The 24,433-nt window shown below is 37.7% G+C and carries 14 protein-coding genes; 4 read left to right on the top strand and 10 right to left on the bottom strand.

All coding sequences use genetic code 11. The features are described 5' to 3' along the window. Window positions 1-119: 119 nt before the first annotated feature. The 3 genes from ACRD7B_RS17025 to ACRD7B_RS17015 all read right to left on the bottom strand — a co-directional run bounded on the left by ACRD7B_RS17025 (window position 120) and on the right by ACRD7B_RS17015 (window position 3,453). Window positions 120-2,024, bottom strand: coding sequence for a cation:proton antiporter domain-containing protein (locus ACRD7B_RS17025; protein WP_430825810.1), 1,905 nt, complete (start codon window positions 2,022-2,024; stop codon window positions 120-122). A gap of 2 nt (window positions 2,025-2,026) precedes the next feature. Next, a complete protein-coding gene (locus ACRD7B_RS17020; RefSeq protein ID WP_430825809.1) occupies window positions 2,027-2,617 on the bottom strand; it encodes an NAD(P)H-dependent oxidoreductase in 591 nt (196 codons plus the stop codon). A 92-nt stretch (window positions 2,618-2,709) separates the two neighbouring features. Beyond that, window positions 2,710-3,453 (bottom strand): superoxide dismutase, encoded by a 744-nt coding sequence (locus ACRD7B_RS17015; RefSeq protein ID WP_430825808.1) that lies wholly within the window; start codon window positions 3,451-3,453, stop codon window positions 2,710-2,712. Between the two features lie 209 nt (window positions 3,454-3,662). Here ACRD7B_RS17015 and ACRD7B_RS17010 point away from each other — a divergent pair, with 209 nt between their 5' ends. The 4 genes from ACRD7B_RS17010 to ACRD7B_RS16995 are packed head-to-tail and all read left to right on the top strand — an operon-like array spanning window position 3,663 to window position 7,489. Continuing rightward, window positions 3,663-5,201: a tetratricopeptide repeat protein gene (locus ACRD7B_RS17010; RefSeq protein ID WP_430825807.1), complete on the top strand. Its 1,539-nt coding sequence runs from the start codon at window positions 3,663-3,665 to the stop codon at window positions 5,199-5,201. A 48-nt stretch (window positions 5,202-5,249) separates the two neighbouring features. Beyond that, window positions 5,250-6,020, top strand: a complete 771-nt coding sequence (locus tag ACRD7B_RS17005) for an exonuclease domain-containing protein (RefSeq protein WP_430825806.1) — start codon at window positions 5,250-5,252, stop codon at window positions 6,018-6,020. Between the two features lie 8 nt (window positions 6,021-6,028). After that, window positions 6,029-6,640, top strand: a complete 612-nt coding sequence (locus ACRD7B_RS17000) for a fumarylacetoacetate hydrolase family protein (protein ID WP_430825805.1) — start codon at window positions 6,029-6,031, stop codon at window positions 6,638-6,640. A 45-nt stretch (window positions 6,641-6,685) separates the two neighbouring features. Next, complete coding sequence (locus ACRD7B_RS16995) at window positions 6,686-7,489, top strand: GNAT family N-acetyltransferase (RefSeq protein WP_430825804.1); 804 nt, start codon at window positions 6,686-6,688, stop codon at window positions 7,487-7,489. An 87-nt stretch (window positions 7,490-7,576) separates the two neighbouring features. Here the strand turns inward: ACRD7B_RS16995 and ACRD7B_RS16990 are convergent, their stop codons facing one another. The 7 genes from ACRD7B_RS16990 to ACRD7B_RS16960 all read right to left on the bottom strand — a co-directional run bounded on the left by ACRD7B_RS16990 (window position 7,577) and on the right by ACRD7B_RS16960 (window position 24,273). Further along, the gene (locus tag ACRD7B_RS16990) at window positions 7,577-8,200 is read right to left on the bottom strand and encodes a hypothetical protein (protein ID WP_430825803.1); all 624 of its coding nucleotides are present in this window, start codon (window positions 8,198-8,200) and stop codon (window positions 7,577-7,579) included. A 139-nt stretch (window positions 8,201-8,339) separates the two neighbouring features. Continuing rightward, window positions 8,340-8,906 (bottom strand): DNA-3-methyladenine glycosylase I, encoded by a 567-nt coding sequence (locus ACRD7B_RS16985; protein ID WP_430825802.1) that lies wholly within the window; start codon window positions 8,904-8,906, stop codon window positions 8,340-8,342. Window positions 8,907-8,918: 12 nt separating this feature from the next. Beyond that, window positions 8,919-10,322 (bottom strand): NfeD family protein, encoded by a 1,404-nt coding sequence (locus tag ACRD7B_RS16980; protein WP_430825801.1) that lies wholly within the window; start codon window positions 10,320-10,322, stop codon window positions 8,919-8,921. 154 nt (window positions 10,323-10,476) lie between these two features. Next, a complete protein-coding gene (locus ACRD7B_RS16975) occupies window positions 10,477-11,217 on the bottom strand; it encodes a metallophosphoesterase family protein (protein WP_430825800.1) in 741 nt (246 codons plus the stop codon). Between the two features lie 227 nt (window positions 11,218-11,444). Beyond that, a complete protein-coding gene (locus tag ACRD7B_RS16970; RefSeq protein WP_430825799.1) occupies window positions 11,445-13,646 on the bottom strand; it encodes an OmpA family protein in 2,202 nt (733 codons plus the stop codon). Window positions 13,647-13,674: 28 nt separating this feature from the next. Further along, the gene (locus tag ACRD7B_RS16965; protein ID WP_430825798.1) at window positions 13,675-14,622 is read right to left on the bottom strand and encodes a PorP/SprF family type IX secretion system membrane protein; all 948 of its coding nucleotides are present in this window, start codon (window positions 14,620-14,622) and stop codon (window positions 13,675-13,677) included. A gap of 63 nt (window positions 14,623-14,685) precedes the next feature. Next, window positions 14,686-24,273 carry a cadherin-like domain-containing protein gene (locus ACRD7B_RS16960; protein WP_430825797.1) on the bottom strand — a complete coding sequence of 3,196 codons (9,588 nt, stop codon included), beginning with the start codon at window positions 24,271-24,273 and terminating at the stop codon, window positions 14,686-14,688. Window positions 24,274-24,433: the final 160 nt, after the last annotated feature.

The raw sequence follows: 24,433 nt of genomic DNA, 5'->3' as shown, positions 1-24,433 counted from the left end.
CTTAAGTTTATAGTATAAGGTTTGGAATGAACCCTAATAATAGCAGAATGAACGTGCAGTAAAAACACTTTTGCACTTGAAACAACAACGTCAAGAATTAAATAGTACTCTTCAAATTTTCAACCTTTTCTAATTTCCTCTTGTGATTCTTTCGCTTCATCAATCAAGGTATCCGTATCCCATGCACAATCCATATCTTGGTACGGGTGCTTTTGTTGCATGAGTAGTATGTTCTCGATGTGCTCAGAAAAACGTTTCGTCTCCATCACAAAATGCGCATCGTCTTCACCATAACGCTTCTGAAGGTTACGCATAAACCTTAAATCCTGATGTTTAAATGTAGTGGCAGCGCGATGTGCCTGATATCTGCTTACACCAAGATTCTCGAGTGCATCAGCACCCAGACTCACTGCCGAATCAAAGGTTTCCTGTCGGTGCGAGGCCACTTCCTTATTTATTAATTCTAAATCGTGGGCTGCATCCACCGCACGAACTACCAATTTAAGATGCGGGTATTTCTTACTTGCAACTTTTATGAGTTTATCAATCTGCATACGATCCCCCATAACAATCACCAATACCTTGGCATTGGCAGCTCCCGCAGCTTCGAGCATCTCAGGTTTAGTTATATCGCCATAATACACTTTGTAACCAAACTTCTTCAGGTATTGGATATTGTGTGGATTGATATCAAGAATGGTTGATTTAATGCCATTGGCATTTAAAAAACGGCCAAGTACCATACCAAATCGACCAAAGCCAGCAATAATCACAGGATTGGTATTATCCTCAATTGCATCAGCCTTCACTTCCGTTTCTTTCTTAATAGATAAACCAGGTAATATAATCTTTTCATTCACAATAAAGAGAACCGGAGTTATCAACATGGATAAAGCGACAACAATTAAAAGGATACCTCCTGTAAATTCATCGTATATACCGTTTTGAGAGGCAAAGGAAATTAGAACAAAACCAAATTCGCCGGCTTGTGCTAAACTAAATGTGAATAGCAAATTCTGCCTTAAATTAAGTTTAAACAGCTTACCAAGCACAAATAAGACAATTAATTTCACCACCAAAAGGACAAATAGTAATCCTAAAATAAGCACAAACTGATCTTTTAATAAGGTGAAATTAATGCTGACACCAACAGAAATAAAAAACAAGCCCAACAACATTCCTTTGGAAGGCTCCAGCGTATTTTCCAGTTCATACCTATATTCACTATTAGCAAGAACCACACCAGCCAAAAAAGTACCCAAGGCTGGCGATAAACCAACAGCATCCATGGCGATTGCAATACTAACAACTAACAGTAAGGCGGTTGCCAAAAACAACTCACGCAAGCCCGTTTCTGCAATAATCTTGAAAATAAAATGAGCGAGGTACTTCCCTCCTACTATAATTGTTGCCACAGCTCCAATCACAAGCAAGAGATTCTGCCAACCCTCCAATACAACAACATCTTCAACCATATCTCCACCCATGGCAATAGAGTTATTTGATGTGGCCATAAAAGCCACAATTGCAAATATGGGAACAACCGAGATGTCTTGCATTAGCAAAACAGAAAAGCTATGTTTTCCACCGATGGTTTGAAGTAAGCCTTTTTCTGATAAAGTCTGAATTACAATTGCGGTAGAAGATAAAGCTAATATTAACCCTGTGGTAATGGCTTGTGCGGTATCGAGCCACATGAGGGCTCCAAAAACACTAATAATAAAGGCTGTAATACCAATCTGCAAACCACCCAAGCCAAATATAAGCCGTTTCATACGCCACAGCATATTAGGGTGGAGCTCCAAACCAATCAGAAATAGCATAATTACCACTCCAAATTCAGCAATATGCATTACATCAGCTCCTTCACTACCAACTAATCCGAGAACAAATGGACCAATAACAATACCCGCTAATAAATAGCCTAGTACAGAACCAAGTCCTATACGTTTGGCTAGAGGCACCAGAATAACCGCTGCCAAGAGGTAAATCATTATTTGAAAAAATATAGAATCGAGGTGCATACTTATTCGTTTAAATATTGGTTGACAAACATCGTATTATCTATTTCGTCCAGACCAATGTTTTTATCCTTTAGCAAAGCCATAAGCTTTAGGTAGTCCACCTTTAATAAATCAATACCTCTTTCTGATAATAAATGTGTACCATGCACTACAAATGGAGGCAAGTAAGTCATCTGACATAAATTACAAGATTGCTCATAGGGTAATAAAAACTGGTTTATCGGATACGAATTCAATCCGCCTGTGGCATAAGATTCTTTTTTACCACCAGTTGTAATTACCGACATTGCCATTTTTCCTTTCAAGGCCTCACCTTCGCTACCATAGGCAAAACCATGTTCCAATACCAAATCAAACCATTCTTTTAAAATGGCAGGTGCACTATACCAGTAGAAAGGATGCTGCCAGATAATAATGTCATGCTCTAAAAGTAATTGTTGCTCACGTTTTACATCAATAAAAAAATCAGGATATTCTTCGTACAGATTATGAGTCGTAAGTCCTTCTACATTTCTAACTGCATCAATCATAGCAGAATTAATTCTTGACTTCTGAAGAATAGGATGTGCAAAAAGCAAAAGGATCTTTCTCATCTGTTAAGATATTTTGTACAATGGTGAAAATACAAGAAAAGCCCTTAAAATTTAAGGGCTTTTGCGAATTTATTATTGAAAGTAATATTTTCCTAACCTAACCACTCTCCTTTTAAAGCTTTTTCGAATCGCTTACTTACCACTTTCCAGTTTACAACATTCCAGAAGGCATTTATATAATCACCTCTCCTATTCTGATAATTCAAATAATAAGCATGCTCCCACACATCAATGGTCATTAACGGAATACCACGTTTCTCAACAACATCCATCAAAGGATTATCTTGATTTGGCGTAGATACAACCTCTAATTTACGATCATCAGTGAGTATTAACCATGCCCATCCGCTACCAAAACGTGTTTTAGCTGCTTTGAAAAAGGTTTCCTTAAAAGTTTCCAGAGATTTAAAGTTCTTTACGATATGACTTAAAAAACGTGCAGAAGGCTCTGTTTGTTCAGGGCTTAAATTTTCCCAAAAAAGCATGTGGTTATAGTACCCTCCACCGTTATTTCGCACGCCCAAACCATGTTTCGAAACCTCGGCAAAAATATCACGCATGGCCATTGTTTCCAAATTAGTATCTTCAATAGCAGCAGTAAACTTTTTGAAATAGCCACGATGGTGCTTATCGTAATGCAAAGCCATGGTTTCCGCATCTATGTGCGGTTCTAAAGCGTTATAATCAAATGGTAATGCCGGAAAGAAGTGACCTGAAATGGGTGCCGATTTTACGGCATTTTGCTCAGCATTCGACCTTGTTTTACTGCTCCCTGCTGACGTACATGCTCCAACAGTTCCTAAACCAAGCATGCCTATAAAATGTCTACGTTTCATATTTATCTCATTATAATAACCAGAAGAGCTTTAATAAGCTTAATCCAATTCATTTCGTAAATAATTTCCAACCATTCTTCAATAATTACTTAACAAGTACCTTAATTCTTTGTTCAAGGACAGAGCTTTTAAATATAAAGGTCGATTAAGCTTTTTATAAGTCTTTCAAATTTACTTTCTTTAGCATCGTATTTGACTGAACCTGTACAATGAATAGAAATTTACTACTTGCTTTCCTTATTTTGTTCTCAATAAACGCCATTGGGCAAAAAAAGTACGAACAGAGGGCCGATAAATATTTTAAGTATTACAACTACGAAAGAGCATTAAAGGATTATAAGCGGCTTTATCGAAAGGATAAGGATAATGTTGATTTATTAAAAAAAATTATTACTTGCCATCTCAAGGACAATACCTTACGAGAAAGCGCCATTCCATTTATCGAAAAATTACTTGAATTAAAACCCAATGATGCAGAAGCTCACTTGGACATGGCTATTGCCTTATTTCATGCGCATCAATTCGATAAATCTAAAGAGATACTTAGCAAAAAGAAAGCGCTAATAGGTCAAAACGTCGAACTTAAAAAAGAAAGTGATCAACTACTTCTTTGGATAGAAAATGCTAAAATACTGGTACAAAACCCCATTGACGTTAGCTTCATCAACCTTGGTAAAGAAATAAACACGGCTCGAAATGAGATTAATCCATATATTACCTATAACGAGCAAACACTTTTTTATTCGTCAGATAAAAGGTACAACTCCTATGCTGGTATCTATTACTTCAATGTATGTGTGGCAGAAATGAGCAAACACCGTTTTGAGAAGGGAAAAACGATAGGTTCGAAGGTTAATAGCGTATTTGATGAAATGGTTGCTGGTATCGATCCCTATGGCAAACAGCTGATGTTTTATCACAATAAGCATAATGATGAAATGATGGCCTATGCAAAATATAACGGTAAACACAACTTCGATTTGATTGAAGAGTTTGGAACGCCGCTGGATGGAAAAGGTTCGGAGTATGGCGTATGGATGACTGCTGGTCAGGATTCTATTTTCTTTTCGGGCGATGATGCTGCTGGCCATACCGATTTATATTATGCCATCAAGCTTCCTAATGGTTATTGGGGAGAAGCACGTCCTTTAAAAGGAAAGATTAATACAAGTGGAAACGAAAATTTTCCGGTATTATCTGAGGACGGCACCCGTTTATATTTCTCATCTGACAACAAGCAATCGATGGGTGGATATGATTTGTATTATTCTGATCTGAACCCGATAAGTAAAGAGTGGGGAGAACCTATCAATATGGGTTTCCCGATTAATGATACCTACGACAACTATAGCATATCGTGGGTTTATGGTAAACGACATGCTTATGTGTCAGCCATTCGTCCAGAAGGAGAAGGTTGCCGCGACATTTACAAAGTCATATTTAATGAGAAGGAAGCCTATAATGCCATTATAAAATGCGACATCCGTCTAGATACTGACACAGGTTTAGTTATTCCAATTCACGAACCGCGTATTGAGGTGTGTGATACATTGGGTAATGTCGTCGGTCGTTACAAAGCCTCAGCTGACTCTGCAAAATTCATCATTGCCTTAACACCAGGTTTTTACGACATAAAAATTGATGATGACATCATTCCTAGTTTCAGTCAGCGATTAGAAGTTCCTGAAAAATGGTACGAAGCCATTGCTAATCGTTTACAATTGATAGTTACAAAACCCGAAGAATAATTTATTTTTGCACAAAGACACATTACATAATAACAAAACAACTATTAGATGAAACTTCAACTTAAGAATCCTATTGCATTTTTCGATTTAGAAACCACTGGTATTAATATCGCAAAAGATCGTATCGTAGAAATTGCAATACTCAAAATTAACGTTGATGGCAGTGAAGAGTCGTTTTGTTATCGAGTAAACCCTGAGGTTCCAATACCCAAGGTTACTTCGGAGATACATGGCATTTACGATGAAGATGTAAAAGATGCACCCACCTTTAAGGAAATTGGTAAAAAAGTTGCCAAACTAATTGAAGGTTGTGATTTAAGTGGTTTTAATTCCAACAAGTTTGACATTCCACTTTTGGCTGAAGAGTTTATTCGTGCCGATATTGATTTCGACATGAAGAAGCGTAAGTTTGTTGATGTGCAAACCATCTTCCACAAAATGGAGAAGCGTACTTTGGTAGCCGCCTATAAATTCTACTGCGACAAGGATTTAACCAATGCTCACTCAGCAGAGGCCGACACCCGTGCCACTTACGAAGTTTTAATGGCTCAGTTGGATCGTTATCCTGAGTTAGAAAATGATGTTGAGTTTCTAAATGATTTCTCATCGTTTAATAAAAATGTCGATTTCATTGGTCGTATCATCTTCGACGAGAATGGTGTAGAAGTATTCAACTTTGGAAAACACAAAGGAAAATCAGTAGAAGATATACTAGCCAAAGATCCTTCGTATTATGGATGGATGATGAAAGGTGATTTCCCATTATTCACCAAGAAGGTATTGACCAATATTAAACTTCGTAGTTTTAATAAAAAATAATTCCCCCGATGAAGATTCTATGTATAGGCCGTAATTACGTCGATCATATTAAGGAGCTTAACAATCAAATGCCTGGTGAACCAGTCATATTTTCTAAGCCTGACTCCGCACTTCTTTTGAAGAATAAACCTTTCTTCATTCCTGATTTTGCTAAGGATTTTCATTATGAAGTAGAAGTGGTTATTAAGATCAACCGTCTTGGGAAAAATATTGCCCCACAATTCGCACATCGCTATTTCGATGAAATTGGTTTGGGTATAGATTTTACGGCGCGCGATTTACAAAGTAAACTGAAAGAAAAAGGCTTGCCTTGGGAGAAAGCCAAGGCATTTGATGGTTCGGCCGTTTTGTCGGAATTTGTTTCAAAGGATAAATTTAAGGATGTACAAAACATCGATTTCCATTTAAATGTAAACGACGAAACTCGTCAAAATGGAAATACCTCACTAATGATTTACCCAATCGATGAAATCATTGCACATGTGTCGCAATTCTTCACACTTAAGATTGGTGATTTAATTTACACAGGAACACCTGCTGGCGTAGGCCCAATCACTATCAACGACCGTATGCAAGGTTATTTGCAAGGCGAAAAGATGTTTGATTTTTTGGTGAAGTAAAAAAAAGCTGATAGCTGATAGCTGATAGCTATTAGCTTCTAGCTAATGGCATTTAAGAATATAAGCCAGATGCAAATAATCGCAAGCAGTTACGCACAAATAGAAAAACTAAGGTTAGCTTACCTAAGCGGCCTTACTTTGTTTCAGGAGTTATTTCTTGAAATTACGATTCAGAACGCTTCATATTATCTACTCAAATCCGATGAAACAAACATTGCATATGCTATTGTCAACGATGAACATGTGCTTCTTGAATTCCATATCAAGGAAGAGTTTAAAGAGAAAAGCCAAAATTATTTTGAACTAGTTCTGAAGGAGCTGAACATTAAAAAGATCTATTGTAAGTCCTTTGATACAGATCTATTATCCATGTGCGAATTAAAAGGGCTACAAGCCTCACCTCTTGGTTTGTTATTTCGCGACTTTAAAGAAAAAGTGCTATCAATAGATGCTGAAATAAATTACAGAAATGCCAGCGAAGTTAATATTCCTCTTTTAATGCAGCAGGATGAATCAATTAAGGAGTTGTTTGAAACTGAAGAACAACTACATCAGTTTATTCAAAAAGAAAAAGTAATATTATTTCGTAAGCACAATCAACTGATTGGCTGCGGCATGATTATCAAAACACATCAAGATTGGAATTTCTGTGACTTGGGTGTTTGGGTTCATCCAGATTATCGTAAAAAGGGAATTGGTGCCCAAATAATACTCCATCTAAAAAGCCTTGCTGAAGCAAATGAATTAATCCCTTCATGCGGATGTGCCATTGACAATATTGCCTCACAAAAAACGCTTGAAAGAAGTGGTTTTATAAGCAAGCATCAGATGCTATCTTTTACTATTTAATGAAAAAAACCTCCACTAAAAGCGGAGGTTTACAATTTCCTTTAAGCACTCTTGTTTGTATTAAAAAACGAAAGTGAAAAAAACTTTCTATTTGATATGTTCTTTGTAGATAAACTTGCAATATTCTTTAGCAGCTCTAGCAAAAGACTCTCTAATTCTTTGACTGGCGCTATAATAATCACCACCATCCATAGCACTGTTATTACTGTTACTATAACTACCTTCAAGTTCAAGACTATGGATGATAACATCAGGATTAGCAGTTTCATAAATTCTTATCTCATGATTAGTTTCTGAGGGTCTTCTTATTATTGCAGCATTAAAACCTGGTTCTATATATGAGGTATTTACTTCAATTGTATACTTCGAATCTATTGTATTCGGAACAACTGTAGCATCAAACAACTTTTCGCCGTATTTATTAAATAGTTTTATGAACCCATCAGGATAACACTCAACTTTATCCTTTTTCCATAAGATTGCCCACTCGTTACCAGTTCCTTCCTTCTTCGTATCGCGTTCTTTAATTTCGCGCTTAACATATGCGCTTTCTTCCATTTTACCTACTTTCAGATTGTTGTAGGTGAAGACAATATTTATATTTTTATCTCCTTCAATAACATTTGGCTCACCTATCGTTGTTTTTAGTTTCTGTGAAAAGCCAACGCTAGCGCATAACGACACCACTAACAATAAAATTACTTGTTTCATTTGCTAAGTTTAGTTTTAATTAATCATTACAACAATTTTGTCTTTTTAAAAAATGGAATAATACTTGACCCCAAGTACTACATAGAATAAATCTCATGAAAAAAAATGTCGCTAGAGTAAAAAATGATCACATCTACATTCATATTATTTCACCATACCTATAACAACTCAACACATGATCATTAACCATGCCAGTGGCTTGCATGAAGGCATAACAAATAGTAGAGCCAACAAATTTAAATCCATCCTTTTTCAATTGCTTGCTCATGGCATCAGAAATGGCGCTTGTAGCAGGCACCTCAGCTAATTCTTTGAAACGATTAGTTATGGTTTTATAAGAAGTGAATTGCCAAATATACTTGTCGAATGAACCAAACTCTTTTTGCTTTTCAAGAAATAATTTGGCGTTGGTAATGGCGGCTTTTATTTTTAATCGATTTCGAATAATGCCAGCATTATTCATTAATTCCTCAAGCTTTTCATCATTATAGTTCGCCACAATACGGGCATCAAAACTATCAAAAGCTATTCGGAAATTTTCTCGCTTATTAAGAATAGTTGACCAACTTAATCCAGCCTGAAACCCTTCCAGTATTAAGAACTCAAATAACAGATCATCATCGTGTAAAGGCACACCCCATTCGTTATCGTGATAAGCACGATATAAGTCAGACCCCTCGCACCAAGCGCATCGTTGCTTTTCCATTAAATAATATTTTTAATCTGTCTTGATCACATATAATTGACCATGCGAAAAACGACTTACCTTTACCTTGGTATCTTTTACAATAAAACCAGTTTCGGCAACTGCATCGTAGGTTTCGTTCCCAACGATTACTTTACCCGATGGTCGTAATGTTGTAGCTGCAACACCATACTCACCAACCACATCCTGCATTGATGCTTCAACTCCAATATATCCAAGTTCAACTGTCTCTTCTGTCTGCAATGCTATTTTAGCGCCAAAGGTACTTGAGGTCAATAATTTCTTACTTAAATATATAATGGCTAAAAACGCTCCAAAGAAACCTGATAAAACAACACCCAATGCTTCAAACATCTTATTCATTCCAACAGGAGCAAAATCGAACCAATCATTATCAAGCATACTCACCGTCAGTCCAAATACAACCAATATAATACCGGAAACACCAGCAACACCGAAACCAGGAATCACAAAAACTTCAAGCCCTATAAGCACCAGTCCGACTATAAAGAGTATAATCTCCCAATTGGCAGCTAATCCATCAATATACAGTGGTGAAAAATATAATACTGCAGCTATTAATGCAGCCAACAGTGGGAATCCAATTCCCGGTGATTGCAGTTCGAAATAGATGCCTCCCATAATTACTAAAATCAGTATACCTTGCAATACCGGGCTTGTTAAAAAGCCTTTTATTCCGTCGTAAACGGAAGGTTCAAACGAATGCATTTCATATTCATATATCTCCAGGTGTTCCAAGACTTCCCTAAGGTTATCAGCCTGACCTTCGCAGAAGCCATGTTCGATAGCTTCCAGAGTGGTAAAGGTTAAAATCTTTCCTGTATCAACAACACCAGCAATATAAATACTCTCATCAACCATTGCTTCAGCCACATGAGGATCGCGTCGCCAAACATAAGTCGTATCTTTGCCTACCACAACAGTATCTTTACCATGTGCCTCCGCTGTAGAACGAATCGTTGAACGCATGTAAGACTGATACTTGTCTGGCATTTTCTCACCACTCTGATTAACCACCGTAGCCGCACCTATATTTGCTCCCGGGCGCATATAAATACTGTCGCAAGCAACTGAAATTAATGCACCGGCTGATGCCGCATTATTATCGATAAACACGTGTACTGGTATATCACTATTCAAAATTTTTGTACGAATTGAATCAGCGAATACAACTTGCCCTCCATAGGTATTCATGTGCAAGAGAATTACATCGGCATTCATTGCCTCAGCTTCTGCAAATGCTTCTTGCGTATGAATCCATGAAGTACTTCCAATTTCTCGGAATATCTTGAAAGTATACACTTGTTTTGTTAACAAAGAATCCGACACATCTTGCGCGCACAATGAACTGATAACAAAAGCAACAAGGGAAAATAACAACAGCTTTCTGATCATATTGATAAGGTTACGTATTTAGACTTGATATAAAAGTAAGAAAAAATGCGTTGATTCAACACCTGACAAAGGTATTGCCCTTATTTATTTACTTCAATAAAGAAAATCCTTAAAGTTAACTACTCATGAGGCAAGCCTGGAGGAATTCGTTTGATTAAATACTAGAATGCTGAATTTGTATACCTGATTCGGTAAAATTAAGTATTGCTATTTGTTGATGATAGGCGGGCGGAACTATTAATACTTTTGAATCAACACTTTGGATGAAATCACTTTCATAGCCATGAATGACAAGGTCAACATTATTGGAACGAATGAGTTCATCGTAATTATTCCAAACTTCTTCATCAAATGTTTCTTTACTAACTAGGTGGGACAGAACGATGGTATAAACATTGCTATCGTCGCACTCCAACTCCTTCCTAAACCATTCTAAATCTTGCGTTTCAGTAGTATTATCCAACACAATAAATTTACATGTATTGTATTCGAAGCTAAAGCTGCTAGAACCAAAATAGTTCTCAAATAATTCACCACCGTCTAATTCCCCTTTTACCGTCATTATCGGCGGCTCCCATTGCTTGCAAGCTTCAATATAGCCTTCATATTCACTTTGTTCAGCGCTAGCTGTAAAATCGCCTAAATGAATACCAAAATCAACTTTAAATACTGAACTCATATGCGCCCTTAGCAAATTATTATTGCCTTCATGATTCGACCACAATGCAAGTTTAAACGGTTTAAACTCTGTTTTCGATTTCTTAACCAAGCGATTATAATTGATAATATTCTGCGTGCTGGTATAGGTCTTTTTCTTGACAAAGGCATTTTCTGTCAGATCCTTCTCGCAGCCAATTAGAGACAATATTGATATTAAATAGATTATAAAGCGCATTTGAATCAATTTCAAGAAATGGGTTAACTATATCTTAAAATTAACAAGTCACTTTATTAACTCATGTGCAAAAGGGATCAATACGATTAATTCGATATTGAATGGTTTATATTTGGGAATGAAACGAATTTTAAAAAGTCTGGTTCGCATTAAAAAAGGCTCCTCCACACTTTAAACTAATAAAGCGCGAAAGAGCCCCTTCCCCCCGATTCTATATCGTTAATATATTACATTGCAACAATGGTTACTTCTGTACGACGATTGGCCTGATGCTCCTCCTCGGAACAACGAACACCATCGGCGCATTTATTCTTAAGGCGTGTTTCACCATAACCTGTGGCAGTCATTCTATCCTGGCTAATGCCTTTCTCAACCATATAATTCACAGCTGATTCAGCACGTTTCTGTGATAAGCGTTGATTACTCGATTGGCTTCCTCGCGCATCGGTATGTGAACCTAGTTCAATTTGAATATCAGGATTATCCAATAAAAATTGAACCATATCATCTAACTCAACGGCTGCATCTTCACGAATATCCCATTTCCCCAAATCATAAAGCACATTTATCTCAATACTTTTTCCAACCACAGCTTCTTCTAATTCAAGTTCCATGAATTCGTTTAAATTCACATAACCAGTATCTCTACCAACGGTACTATAATTAACACGTTTGGTAAAAAACTGCTTCTTTGTAAATACAATGTCATATTCGGTATCGGCCAATAATTTGGTTTTGAAATTACCATCTTCGCCTGTTGATAGTTCATTTAAAGCACCACTTTTTGACTGTATCTTCATTGTTACATTTGGAATTGCTGTCATATCAGGTAACAAAAAGACTGATCCATAAATGCCATAATAAGGACGTGGCACAAGAGCTAACTCAAACTCTGTTGTTTCAGTATCCAATTGTACCGTTTCTTCATATGGAAAATAATCTTCGGCATTAACAATAGCTGTTACCGAAGCCATCTCTTCCAATTCAGTGCTTATGATACCATTGGCATCCGTAACTAAACTAGCAACTATGGCACCATCCGGTCCGCGTAGCTCAACAGGTGTATGGGCAATTATTTGTTTGGTATTCTGATCGATCAAACGGCCATTTAACGGACGCTTGAAAGCAATCTCCTTTAGTACTTTAAAACGATAGATATCATCATCACCTTTGCCTCCTTCACGGTTCGAAGCAAAATAACCATTAATACCATCAGCCATCATGTATAAGGAGAAATCATCTTTCTCAGTATTGATAGGATAACCCATATTCTTCACTTGATAGCCATCTATACTTTTATTGGCAACAAATATATCCAAACCACCTACGCCTAAATGGCCGTTAGAGGCAAAATAGACTTGTTCATTTTTGCCTTCGAAAGGAAACATTTCTTCACCTTCGGTATTGATTTGAGCACCCATATTTACCGGTTCTCCCCAACTATCACCATTACGTTCTACGTAATAGATATCTGCTCCACCGAAACCTCCAGGCATATCTGAAGTAAAATACAACTTACTACCGTCGGCCACCAAGTAGGCATGACCACATGAATAGGCAGGGTTGTTAAATGGTAATTCTTCTGGTTTACTCCAGCTACCATCAATTAATTTAGTAGAGCGAAGAATTCTAAGATTGTTATACCCATCCTCACCTTTCTTTAGCATTGTATGGTAAGCATTTCGTGTTAGAAACATTTCTTCACCATCAGCACTAAAACAAACAGGACCATCGTGATACATCGAACGCATATCACTTGAAAAAATTTTTGGATTGGAAAAATCACCATCCTCTTTTATACGCGTATTAAAGAGGTTTAAATAAGGTGTTTCTTTCCATGCGTATTCTCTTTTAATTACAAAATCAACATCTCGAGCCGAACTAAAAAATAATTCATCCTTTAGTACATAAGGTGCGAAATCCGATTCTGTCGAATTAAAGTCTACTTCTTCAATTAAGTAACGCTCTTCAGATAATATCTTTTCAATGACAGGTCTTGCATTTAATTGCTTCTCCCCTCTTGAATCGGCTGCATTCAGTTTATGGTATTGATTCATTAAATCATCCGCCTGACTGTATTTTCCATTGTATTTCAAGGTTTGTGCATAAATAAAAAGCTCCTCTTCATTTAAGCTGCCTGCGCTAGCACTGGCGAATACTTCTTCAGCTTTTTGTGTATCACTCACTTTAAAATAAGCCATGGCCAATTTCCCCTTGACCGAATCTGGCAGTTGCTGTTTGACATGCATCTTCTCATAACGGTCAATGGCTTTTTTATAGGCCATATTATCAAACGCTTTATCAGCTCTGTCGATTCGATAAGACGAGTACAAGCTATCTAACTTCTGCTTAAAAGATTGACTTGATACTCCCTCAAAAACGAAGCACAACAGCAGAAATAATATTATGGATTTATATCGATTACTCATGTTATATTGTATTGCTTAGGTTGTTTGATTAAAAATATCTTGGTGACTTAACTTTGTTTTTCAAGAAGCCATCAAAATCGTAACTTATAATTATTTCGTGAGAGCCATTGTTATAATGACTTAATTCCGAAACCGAATAGTCGTAAGAATAACCAACCATCAACTGCTTATTAACTTGAATATTACCAATAAACGCAACTGCATCACCAATACGATAAGTAGCTCCAATCCAATAAGTACCACGGTATAAAAACTGAGCTGTTAAATCGGTTGAAGGAGGTGCACCTTGAACCATCTTAGTAATAACAGATGGCTTAAACTTAAACTCGCTATTTAAATCCATCACATATCCACCCATCAAAAAGAAATGTTGTTTAAGTTCACCCAGGGTACTTGTTGTTGTTTGGTTTCCGCTTAGATCCGTCGATATTAATTTAGGAACGGATGCACCAATGTAATACTTGTCGGTATATAAGTAAAGACCTAGTCCGGCATTTGGCTGAAGCTTTTGTTCAAAATCTGAACTAAATGATGGATCCTCTTCTCCGACATTAAGCCCATTTAAATCAACATAGTAGTTATAAATACCTCCTTTAACACCCATGGAAAGTGTCATCTTTTCATTAAGCTTTACACGATAAGCATAATTAAAGTTGATGTAGTAATTATTAACTGGCCCATAACTATCAGAAACAATGGACAAACCTAAACCCATGCGGTAATTATTAAGTGGTGTGTGCATTGTGAAATCATATGTTTTTGGCGCTCCATCCATACCAGTCCACTGGTGACGTGACAAGAATAACACATTCATCGCATCGCGCGTTCCTGCATATGCAGGATTTACCGAAACTGTATTAAACATGTATTGTGTATACAGAGGCTCCTGTTGAGCTACGGCTTTCTGCGAAGTAAAAGCAAGTAAGAGTAAAGCTACTACTACAACATGCTTTTTATATTTTAAAAATATCTTCATTGCTATATTTTTTAGGCTTTTGGAATTCCCCCGGCTTTATACCGGGGGAGTATCTTTTTTTGGTTAACGATTCAAATAAATATATCCATTCAACTTCTGGCCATTGTCTTTAATAACAATGATGTAATAGTAGGTTCCAACCGGCAATTCATCACCTAAACTCATACCCACATTGGACTCACCTTTCCAGTTATTTTCATATTTATCTTGACGATAAACTATATTACCCCAGCGATTGAATACCTCAAAGCTTACCTTATCGAACTGGTTCAACCAAGGAATAATGTAATTATCATTGATACCATCACCATTTGGTGAGAAGCCGTCAAGTTGCTCTAATTCGTCATAACACTTATCAGCATCTAACCAATCAGGAGTACCATCGTTATCACAATCGCCATCGCCTTCTATATCATCCGGTAAACCATCACCATCGGTATCTTTAATTATAATATCGATACGTACGCCTGCAGTGCTACACAATTGAGATGATGCATCATCACAAACTGTATATTCAAAATAGTCAGTACCTACATAATCCGCATTCGGCTCATAGGTATATGTACCATCCGTATTAATTGTTAATGTACCATAGGCTGGTTCTAATACTGGTGTTGTATTAATAGTTAAATTATCATCATCAGGATCAATATCATTAGCCAATAAACTGCTTCCATTTAAGGTTTCATTTCTACCTGTTGTGGCTTCATCGTCTACAGCTATCGGTGCAGCATTAACATCATGAACTGTTATGCTAACAGTAGCTCTTGAACAAGCCGATGGAGTACCATCGTCACATACCTCGTATTCGAAGCTATCTGATCCGACATATCCCGCATTAGGTGTATAAGTGTAGGTGCCATCGGTATCAATAACTAATGTACCATTACTTACATTAACAAGCGGAGTTGTATTAATAAGCAAGTTATCTCCATCCGGATCACTATCATTAGCTAATAAAGATGAGCCGTTTAGAACCTGATCTGCATCAACTGAAGCCATATCATTTACTGCTACTGGTGCATCGTTAACAGAATTTACCGTGATATTTACCGTAGCCTTTGTACATAACGATGGCGTGCCATCATCGCAAATCTCATACTCAAATGAATCATCACCATTGAAATCAGCATCTGGCGTATATATATAGCTTCCATCTGGGTTAATCACCAATGTACCATTCGCAACATCTGTTACTGGTGTTGTGTTAATCGTGAGCTTATCGTCTTCCGGGTCACTATCGTTTCCTAGTACAGTTGTTCCATTCAATACGCCGTCTTCATCTACTGATGCAACATCGTTGACAGCAACTGGTGCATCGTTTACTGCATTAACAGTAATAGTTACTGTAGCTCTTGCACATGCCGATGGTGTGCCATCGTCGCATACTTCGTATTCGAATGAATCAGAACCATTGAAATTAGCATCAGGCGTATAAGTATACGTTCCATCAATATTAATAACTAATGTACCATTACTAACATCTGTTATCGGTGTTGTGTTAACAGTCAGGTTATCACCTTCTGGATCACTATCGTTTTCTAATACAGTTGTTCCATTCAATACACCGTCTTCATCAACTGAAGCCACATCGCTGACAGCAACAGGAGAATCGTTATCAGAATTAACTGTAATACTAACAGTTGCTTTAGTACATAAAGATGGAGTCCCATCGTCGCATACTTCGTATTCAAATGAATCGTTTCCGCTGAATCCAGCATCTGGTGTATATGTATAACTTCCATCCGGATTAATAACCAAGGTACCGTTTGTAACATCTGTTACTGGTGTTGTGTTAATCGTGAGATTATCGCCTTCAGGGTCACTATCGTTAGCTAGTACAGTTGTTCCATTCAATACACCGTCTTCATCTACTGATGCAACATCGTTTACTGCAACTGGTGCATCGTTTACCGCATTTACTGTTATGGTTACTGTAGCTCTTGCACATGCCGATGGTGTACCATCATCGCATACTTCGTACTCAAATGAATCAGTACCATTAAAATCAGCATCTGGGGTATAAGTATAGCTTCCATCTGGGTTGATAACTAAAGTACCGTTTGTTACATCTGTAACAGGTGTAGTGTTGACCGTAAGATCATCACCTTCAGGGTCACTATCGTTACCTAATACAGTAGTCCCATTCAATACACCATCTTCATCAACTGAAGCCACATCACTTACTGCAACAGGTGTATCATTAACGGGTGTAACAGTTATTGTAACTGTAGTCAAATTACCCGTTTGCTTACTATCATTAGGCCTATAAGTGAAACTATCACTTGTTGTCTCTGAGCCATCATGAGTATAAATAAATGAACCATCCGCATTTAATGTCAATGTACCATTAGAAACATCACCAACAAAAATGGCATTAAGCGCGTCTCCATCACCATCAGTATCATTATCTAATACGCCTGAAGTAGCATCAATAGTTAATGTACCACCTTCACTAACCGAATAGACATCATTATTACCGACAGGAATATTATTGACTCCAAGTATATTAATGGTTACTGTAACAGTGTTACCATCTTCCGTTCCATCATTTACTTTGTAAGTAAAACTGTCGGTATAAGTAACAGTTCCATCATGTGAATAATCAAACGAACCATCTGCATTCAATGTCAATGTGCCATTAGAAACATCATCCACCAATATGGCTGTTATAGGATCATTTTCAATATCGCTATCATTATCAAGTACACCAGAGGCAGCATTGATATTGATTGTTTGACCTTGGGCTACACTGTACACATCATCTTGTGCAACTGGCACATCATTAATTGTATTAATAGTAGCCGTAATGGTTGCACTGTTTGAACCAGTTCCATCATTATCGTTAACCGTATAGTTAATTACTTCAACTCCAAACCAGTTGGCATCAGGAGTAAATGTTACTAATCCGGTATTATCTACACTCCAGTCACCATTGGTGCTTGCAAAGGTAGTTTGAATACCTCCGGTGGATGGATCAAGATCGACTGTTGTTACATCAACTGTTCCATCAACATCCGTATCATTTGTTGTTACGTTAACAGTCGCAGCATTGTCCTCATCAGCACTTAATACATCATTAACGGCTACTGGTGCATCGTTAATGTCATTAATAGTAGCTGTGATAGTTGCACTGTTTGAAACAGTTCCATCATTATCATTAACCGTATAGTTGATTATCTCATCTCCAAACCAATTGGCATCAGGAGTAAAGGTCACTAATCCGGTATTATCTACACTCCAGTCACCATTGCTGCTTGCAAAGGTAGTTTGAATACCTCCGGTAGATGGATCAAGATCGACTGTTGTTAAATCAACTGTTCCATCAACATCCGTATCATTTGTTGTTACGTTAACGGTCGCAACATTGTCCTCATCAGCACTTAATACATCGTTGACTGCAACTGGTGCATCATTGATATCATTAATAGTAGCTGTAATAGTAGCACTATTAGATGGTGTTCCATCATTATCGTTAACCGTATAGTTGATTACCTCAACACCAAACCAGTTGGCATCAGGAGTAAAGGTCACTAATCCGGTATTATCTACACTCCAATCACCATTGGTACTTGCAAAGGTAGTTTGAATACCTCCGGTAGATGGATCCAAATCAACTGTACTTACTACAATTGTACCATCAGCATCTGTATCGTTAGTCGTAACATTAACTGTTGCATTGTTATCTTCATCAGCACTTAATACATCATTAACGGCTACTGGTGCATCGTTAATGTCATTAATGGTAGCTGTGATAGTTGCACTGTTTGAAACGGTTCCATTGTTATCGTTAACTGTATAGTTGATTACTTCATCTCCAAACCAGTTGGCATCAGGAGTAAAGGTCACTAAGCCGGTATTATCTACACTCCAGTCACCATTGCTGCTTGCAAAGGTAGTTTGAATACCTCCGGTAGATGGATCAAGATCGACTGTTGTTACATCAACTGTTCCATCAACATCCGTATCATTTGTTGTTACATTAACAGTCGCAATATTGTCCTCATCAGCACTTAACACATCATTAACAGCCACTGGTGCATCGTTAATGTCATTAATGGTAGCTGTGATGGTTGCACTGTTTGAAACAGTTCCATTGTTATCGTTAACCGTATAGTTGATTACCTCAACACCAAACCAGTTGGCATCAGGAGTAAAGGTCACTAATCCGGTATTATCTACACTCCAGTCACCATTGGTGCTTGCAAAGGTAGTTTGAATACCTCCGGTAGAAGGATCAAGATCGACTGTTGTTACATCAACTGTTCCATCAACATCCGTATCATTTGTTGTTACGTTAACAGTCGCGGCATTGTCCTCATCAGCACTTAATACATCATTAACGGCTACTGGGGCATCGTTAATGTCATTAATGGTAGCTGTTATAGTTGCACTGTTTGAAACGGTTCCATCATTATCGTTAACTGTATAGTTGATTACTTCATCTCCAAACCAATTGGCATCAGGAGTAAAGGTCACTAATCCGGTATTATCTACACTCCAATCACCATTGGTGCTTGCAAAGGTAGTTTGAATACCTCCGGTAGATGGATCAAGATCGACAGTTGTTACATCAACTGTTCCATCAACATCCGTATCATTTGTTGTTACGTTAACAGTCGCATCATTGTCCTCATCAGCAATTAATACATCATTAACGGCTACTGGGGCATCGTTAACCGGATCAACAGTAATCTGCACTGTTGCAACATTAGATGTCAAACCTCCATCGTCATCAATTGTATAAAATACATTTGCTGATCCGTTAAAATCTTGTACTGGTGTAAAAGTTAAATTACCGAGCGCATTAATAGTATAAGTTCCAACACCAGAAATCACTAGTGGTGTACTTGAATTACCTGTATTAGTTCCATTGCTTGGATCTATCAAAACAATAGTAGAAGCTAATACTGACCCATCAACATCTGTATCGTTACTTGCAATAAAATTAATCGTTATTGGATTATCCTCATCAACAGAATTATTTAAATCGTTAACGGCAACTGGGGCATCATTACCTGGTGTTACCGTAATACTTACAGCACCATCATCGGAGGCAGTTCCGTCAGAAGTATTTATACTTAATGATGCCAATCCATCGTAATCCGCTGTTGGCGTATAAACGATGTTATTTAAAGCTGCATTAATATCACCTAATGTACCTGAAAATACCATTGTTGCATCAGCATCACCATCACCTGTTGTAAAAGCAAGGTTTGTAATTTGTGATAAAGATGCAACTCCATTAGTTACTGTTACGGTAACTGTTTGATCATCTCCATCAACATCAGCTACACTTATCAGGAAAGCACCAGTAAAAGTATATGGCGTATCTTCTGCTGTAATTACATTAACAGGATTTGTCACAACTGGAGCATCGTTCTGAGCCACAACATTTATATATACTGTTGCTACATTTGAAATAGCGCCACTATTATCCAGGATTGTATAGTTTACATTGGCAGCACCATTGTAGTTTGCTACCGGAGTAAATGAAACATTACCGATAACATCCGCCCTATAAGTTCCCACACCTGAAATTACTAAATCAGCACCACTATTAGCTGTGTTACCAGCATCCGAAGGGTCTATTAATACAATACTTGTTGCTACAACATTTCCGTCAACATCCGTATCATTACTATTAATGGTTACAACCGTAATCGGATTATCTTCATTGGTACTATTACCTGTATCGTCAACAGCAGTAGGTTCGTCATTTTGTGAATCCACAGTAATAAAAACAGTTGCAACATTAGATGTAGCACCCATATCATCATCTATAGTATAATTGACATTAGCAGGTCCATTATAATTCAATGCTGGAACAAAATCCACATTTCCTGAAGCATCAACAGAGTAAACACCAACGCCAGCAATTATAAGTGGAGTTGAAGAATTACCGGTATTGGTCACATTGCCCGGATCGATTAAAATGATGGTGGAAGCCTGAACCGAACCATCAACATCGGTATCATTATCTGCTATCACAATATCATTTAAAGATGTATCCTCGTTTGTAGAATTATTAAGATCATTAACAGCAACAGGTGCGTCGTTGATAGCCACAACATTTACCGACAAGGTAGCTTCATTAGAAACAAGCCCATCCGTATCGGCTACTGTATAATTAATTGTAGCCACGCCACTACTGTTAAGTAAAGGTGTAAAAGTAACTACACCAATATTACTAACGTTCCACGTACCATATGCATTTGTAATACTATTCTGTACACCACCTGTTACCTGATCTAAGTCAACAGAAGCTAAGTTAAGCGCATCCTTGTCGTCAGTATCATTAGAAAGTACATTTATTATAAAAGGAACATCCTCATTTGTTTCATTTGCTACTAAATCAGTATCGTCATTAGCAACAGGAGCTTCATCATCATCAATATTAGTTCCGCTTATAGTTTGGGCTCCTAAAACATTATAATTGACATCAGTGGTAGATTTGATACTAATAACAATATCAAAAGTTTGATCACCATCAATAATGACATCATCTTGTCCAGTAACAGTTACGACCTGGGCAACATTCCAGTTACCAACTTCAAAAGTAAGCTCATTTCCTAGAGCATCAATATTTGCCTCCGTTAAATCATCAACTGATAATGCTAAATCCAACACGACATCAGCTGTTGGAACTGAGTTTAAAACAACACTAAAAGTTGCTGTAGTTCCGCTTTCATCAATACTATTTGAAATAGCCGAAACAGTATATCCGGCTGCATCATTATCAACAATGGTAATAGTTCTATTATCATCACCAATTATTTTTCCACCGGTCACAACGCCTGCTGTCACAATCACTGTTTCAGGTTGTTCATCCACAGAATCATCAACTGTGGTAATTGTAATTTCACCGACCAATTGTCCAGCAGGTATTACAACAGAATTAACGTCTGGAGCATTACTTAAAACCGCCCGATTATAATCATCAACATTTGTAGCAGATCCAGTATAAGTTAAAGGTATAGTCACTGGTTGGTAAGAAGTTTCACTCAATGTTAAAGTAATAGTTGCAACTTGAACATTTTCAGCCAATAAAGCTCTGTCAACAGAAAGAACCACTCCCGGTAAATTCTCTCTCCAATCACGATCATTACCAGGATCATCCACATCTGGATAATCGGTTGGTAATTCCCCTCCATCAGCAGGGTCATTTCCAACAATGCTATCAAAAATATCATCAATACCATCATTATCTGTATCAGTTCCTAATGGTAAAATATCACTAACACCATCCCTGTTAAAATCATGAGCTTCAACAATATCAGATTTACTATCTTCATCTGAGTTGGTATCTATAAAATCTGGTTTATCATCACCATCAATATTTGAAGGAATAATTATTGTTCCTCCATTATCATCATCGTAAGCATTATCTAAACCATCCGTATCGGTATCTATGCCTAGTGGGGCAACATAACCAGATGTAGACTGTGCTTCAATATTATCAACGATACCATCAGCATCAGCATCTAAATCGTGGATGTCATAAAGCATATCACTATCTGAATCCAGAGGTAAAGATTTATCGTCGATCCAATCACCATCAACATCAGCTCCCCCGGTTTGATCAAGATCAAAGGTATCATCAATGCCATCAGCATCAGAGTCTGATCCACTTGGAGCAATACCTGAGGTTTCATAATAATCGGTTATTCCATCATTATCGGAATCAATATCAAACATGTCATCAATCGTATCTCCATCGCGATCAATTACCGTATTAAACACCCCTCCTTGATCAACATCAAATATATTATCAATACCATCGTTATCATCATCTACTCCTGTAGCGATGGTTGAGGCGGATGATTCGTATGCATCAGAAACACCATCGTTGTCTGAATCCAAATCAAGAAAATCAGGAGCACCATCACCATCATAATCAGGTTTAGTTAGAGGCGTTCCGCCATTATCAGGATCGACAGAGTCATTCAATCCATCAATATCTGTATCAGTATAGTTACTTAGAGCACCAGAGGCATCTGCAACACCTCCAGCTTCGGTAGCATCCATTATACCATCATTATCGCTATCCAGATCAAGAAAATCCGCAATACCATCTTTGTCTCTATCGTAAAGATCATTTATCCCGTCACTATTTGTATCCACCATAGCCGGAAAACCAGGTGTACTATCATCGTTATCTTTGTAATTAGGAATACCATCAGCATCGGCATCTTTACTAGGATCAAACCCAGTGTTTCCATCCTCATCTGAATCAAGAAGTCCATCATTATCAGTATCTAAATCACAGTAGTCACTAATGTTATCTTCATCTGAATCCTCATCTGAATAAACCAAGTTAAAATAGGAAACAACACCTCCAGCAGATCCATCAACTGAATTATTTCGTGCGCCTCCGTTGTGTATTCCACCTTCTCCTCCATTAGCTTCTACTATAATACCAGAAGGTAATATTGGAAGGTTATGCAAAAAGGCACCACCGCCGCCACCACCGCCAGGGCCGTGAAGAACAGCTGTTCCCAGGTCTTGTCCATCTCCACCTGAAACATCTACGGTTAAGCTTCCTTCAAACTCCTGTATTTCAAAAGCAACGGTACCACCGCCGCCGCCACCGCCGCCACCATCAATACCTGTTCCTGCAGCAGAAGGAGACGATCCTGATGCCAAAATTGAATGTCCGTTACCGATAATTTTTTTGGCTTTTATAACGATTAATCCACCACCATGGGCAGCAGATGCAGAATTACCACTTGTAACAAAACCAGCTCCTCCGGCTCCTCCAAAGAAAATACGATTCTGTGCTATATATGAAGTCATTTCAACACCACCTAAACCACCTGCCGGGGCAGCTCCATTATCACACCAGCGATCACCTCCAGCACCTCCGGCACCATAGTTAGATCCACCGCCGCCACCAGAGTCACCACTAACTCCGCCACCGCCTCCATTGGCACGAGGCGCACGTCCACCATTATAGAGAGGGTCATCAACCACAATACCTTGCCCTTTTGGACTCACATCTGCATTCGCTGATGGCCATACCATCTGAGTACTTGGATTCACACTACAATTATCAGGCGAACCATTAACACTTACGGTAACCCCTTGATAACCCCTACCTGATACATCAATGTTGGCATTAAAAGTTAAAGTACCGTCAACAAAAATGGCAATGACTCCACCTCTGCCTGTTGCAGGATTCCATGCCTCCCCAATTAAGTCTGAATTAATTTCAACATCACCGGTGTAAGTAGGCACTTTAATCAATTGCATCAAACCATCATAATCGTAGGTTCGCTTCAATTCACCTCTTGGATAAATATAATTGTTAGCGTAATCAACCTTACCAACTAAAAAGAACTCATAATTACCAGCATTTCCAATATCTGTAATCTGACCTCCACTAGCCGTGTTGGAAACATCAATGGACGCTCCTTTCATTTGCACAATTAACACTCTATCATCAGCCGAAAATGCAGAGGCATCCTCAACTTCAATTCTATACCAACAATCTTCACGTGAATCACAATCACCACAATTAGGATCAGTGACACTAATAATTTTTACGGTATTATTAACTGGTCCGTTAATTTCCTCTTGTGAAAAAATAATACTGGTTGACAATAACATCAACCACAATAAAAGTTTAATTCGTTGAGTAAAGTTTTCCATACTTCTACTTACTGGGTTTATTTTAATTAATTTTCTTCAATATCAATTGCCAAATTTTAAGGCATAGTAAGCGTTAACAAAAATTGTTAACACCATTGATACGAACTAAGCCCACTAAGGATACAGAAAATAGGTTAGCAAAAGGTAAACAATACACAAA

It is taken from the genome of Carboxylicivirga fragile (genome assembly GCF_050589805.1).
Taxonomy (GTDB): Bacteria; Bacteroidota; Bacteroidia; order Bacteroidales; family Marinilabiliaceae; genus Carboxylicivirga; species Carboxylicivirga fragile.
Note: the sequence above shows the minus strand (reverse complement) of the source record. Positions and strands in the feature narration are given on the sequence as shown.

Bases quoted from the DNA above. Each gene is read 5' to 3' on its own strand.
- ACRD7B_RS17005 (WP_430825806.1), top strand. From the start codon at position 5,250: ATGAAACTTCAACTTAAGAATCCTATTGCATTTTTCGATTTAGAAACC.
- ACRD7B_RS16990 (WP_430825803.1), bottom strand. From the start codon at position 8,200: ATGAAACAAGTAATTTTATTGTTAGTGGTGTCGTTATGCGCTAGCGTT.
- ACRD7B_RS17015 (WP_430825808.1), bottom strand. From the start codon at position 3,453: ATGAAACGTAGACATTTTATAGGCATGCTTGGTTTAGGAACTGTTGGA.
- ACRD7B_RS16970 (WP_430825799.1), bottom strand. From the start codon at position 13,646: ATGAGTAATCGATATAAATCCATAATATTATTTCTGCTGTTGTGCTTC.
- ACRD7B_RS17000 (WP_430825805.1), top strand. From the start codon at position 6,029: ATGAAGATTCTATGTATAGGCCGTAATTACGTCGATCATATTAAGGAG.
- ACRD7B_RS17020 (WP_430825809.1), bottom strand. From the start codon at position 2,617: ATGAGAAAGATCCTTTTGCTTTTTGCACATCCTATTCTTCAGAAGTCA.
- ACRD7B_RS16985 (WP_430825802.1), bottom strand. From the start codon at position 8,906: ATGGAAAAGCAACGATGCGCTTGGTGCGAGGGGTCTGACTTATATCGT.
- ACRD7B_RS16995 (WP_430825804.1), top strand. From the start codon at position 6,686: ATGGCATTTAAGAATATAAGCCAGATGCAAATAATCGCAAGCAGTTAC.
- ACRD7B_RS17010 (WP_430825807.1), top strand. From the start codon at position 3,663: ATGAATAGAAATTTACTACTTGCTTTCCTTATTTTGTTCTCAATAAAC.
- ACRD7B_RS16965 (WP_430825798.1), bottom strand. From the start codon at position 14,622: ATGAAGATATTTTTAAAATATAAAAAGCATGTTGTAGTAGTAGCTTTA.
- ACRD7B_RS16975 (WP_430825800.1), bottom strand. From the start codon at position 11,217: ATGCGCTTTATAATCTATTTAATATCAATATTGTCTCTAATTGGCTGC.
- ACRD7B_RS16960 (WP_430825797.1), bottom strand. From the start codon at position 24,273: ATGGAAAACTTTACTCAACGAATTAAACTTTTATTGTGGTTGATGTTA.
- ACRD7B_RS17025 (WP_430825810.1), bottom strand. From the start codon at position 2,024: ATGCACCTCGATTCTATATTTTTTCAAATAATGATTTACCTCTTGGCA.
- ACRD7B_RS16980 (WP_430825801.1), bottom strand. From the start codon at position 10,322: ATGATCAGAAAGCTGTTGTTATTTTCCCTTGTTGCTTTTGTTATCAGT.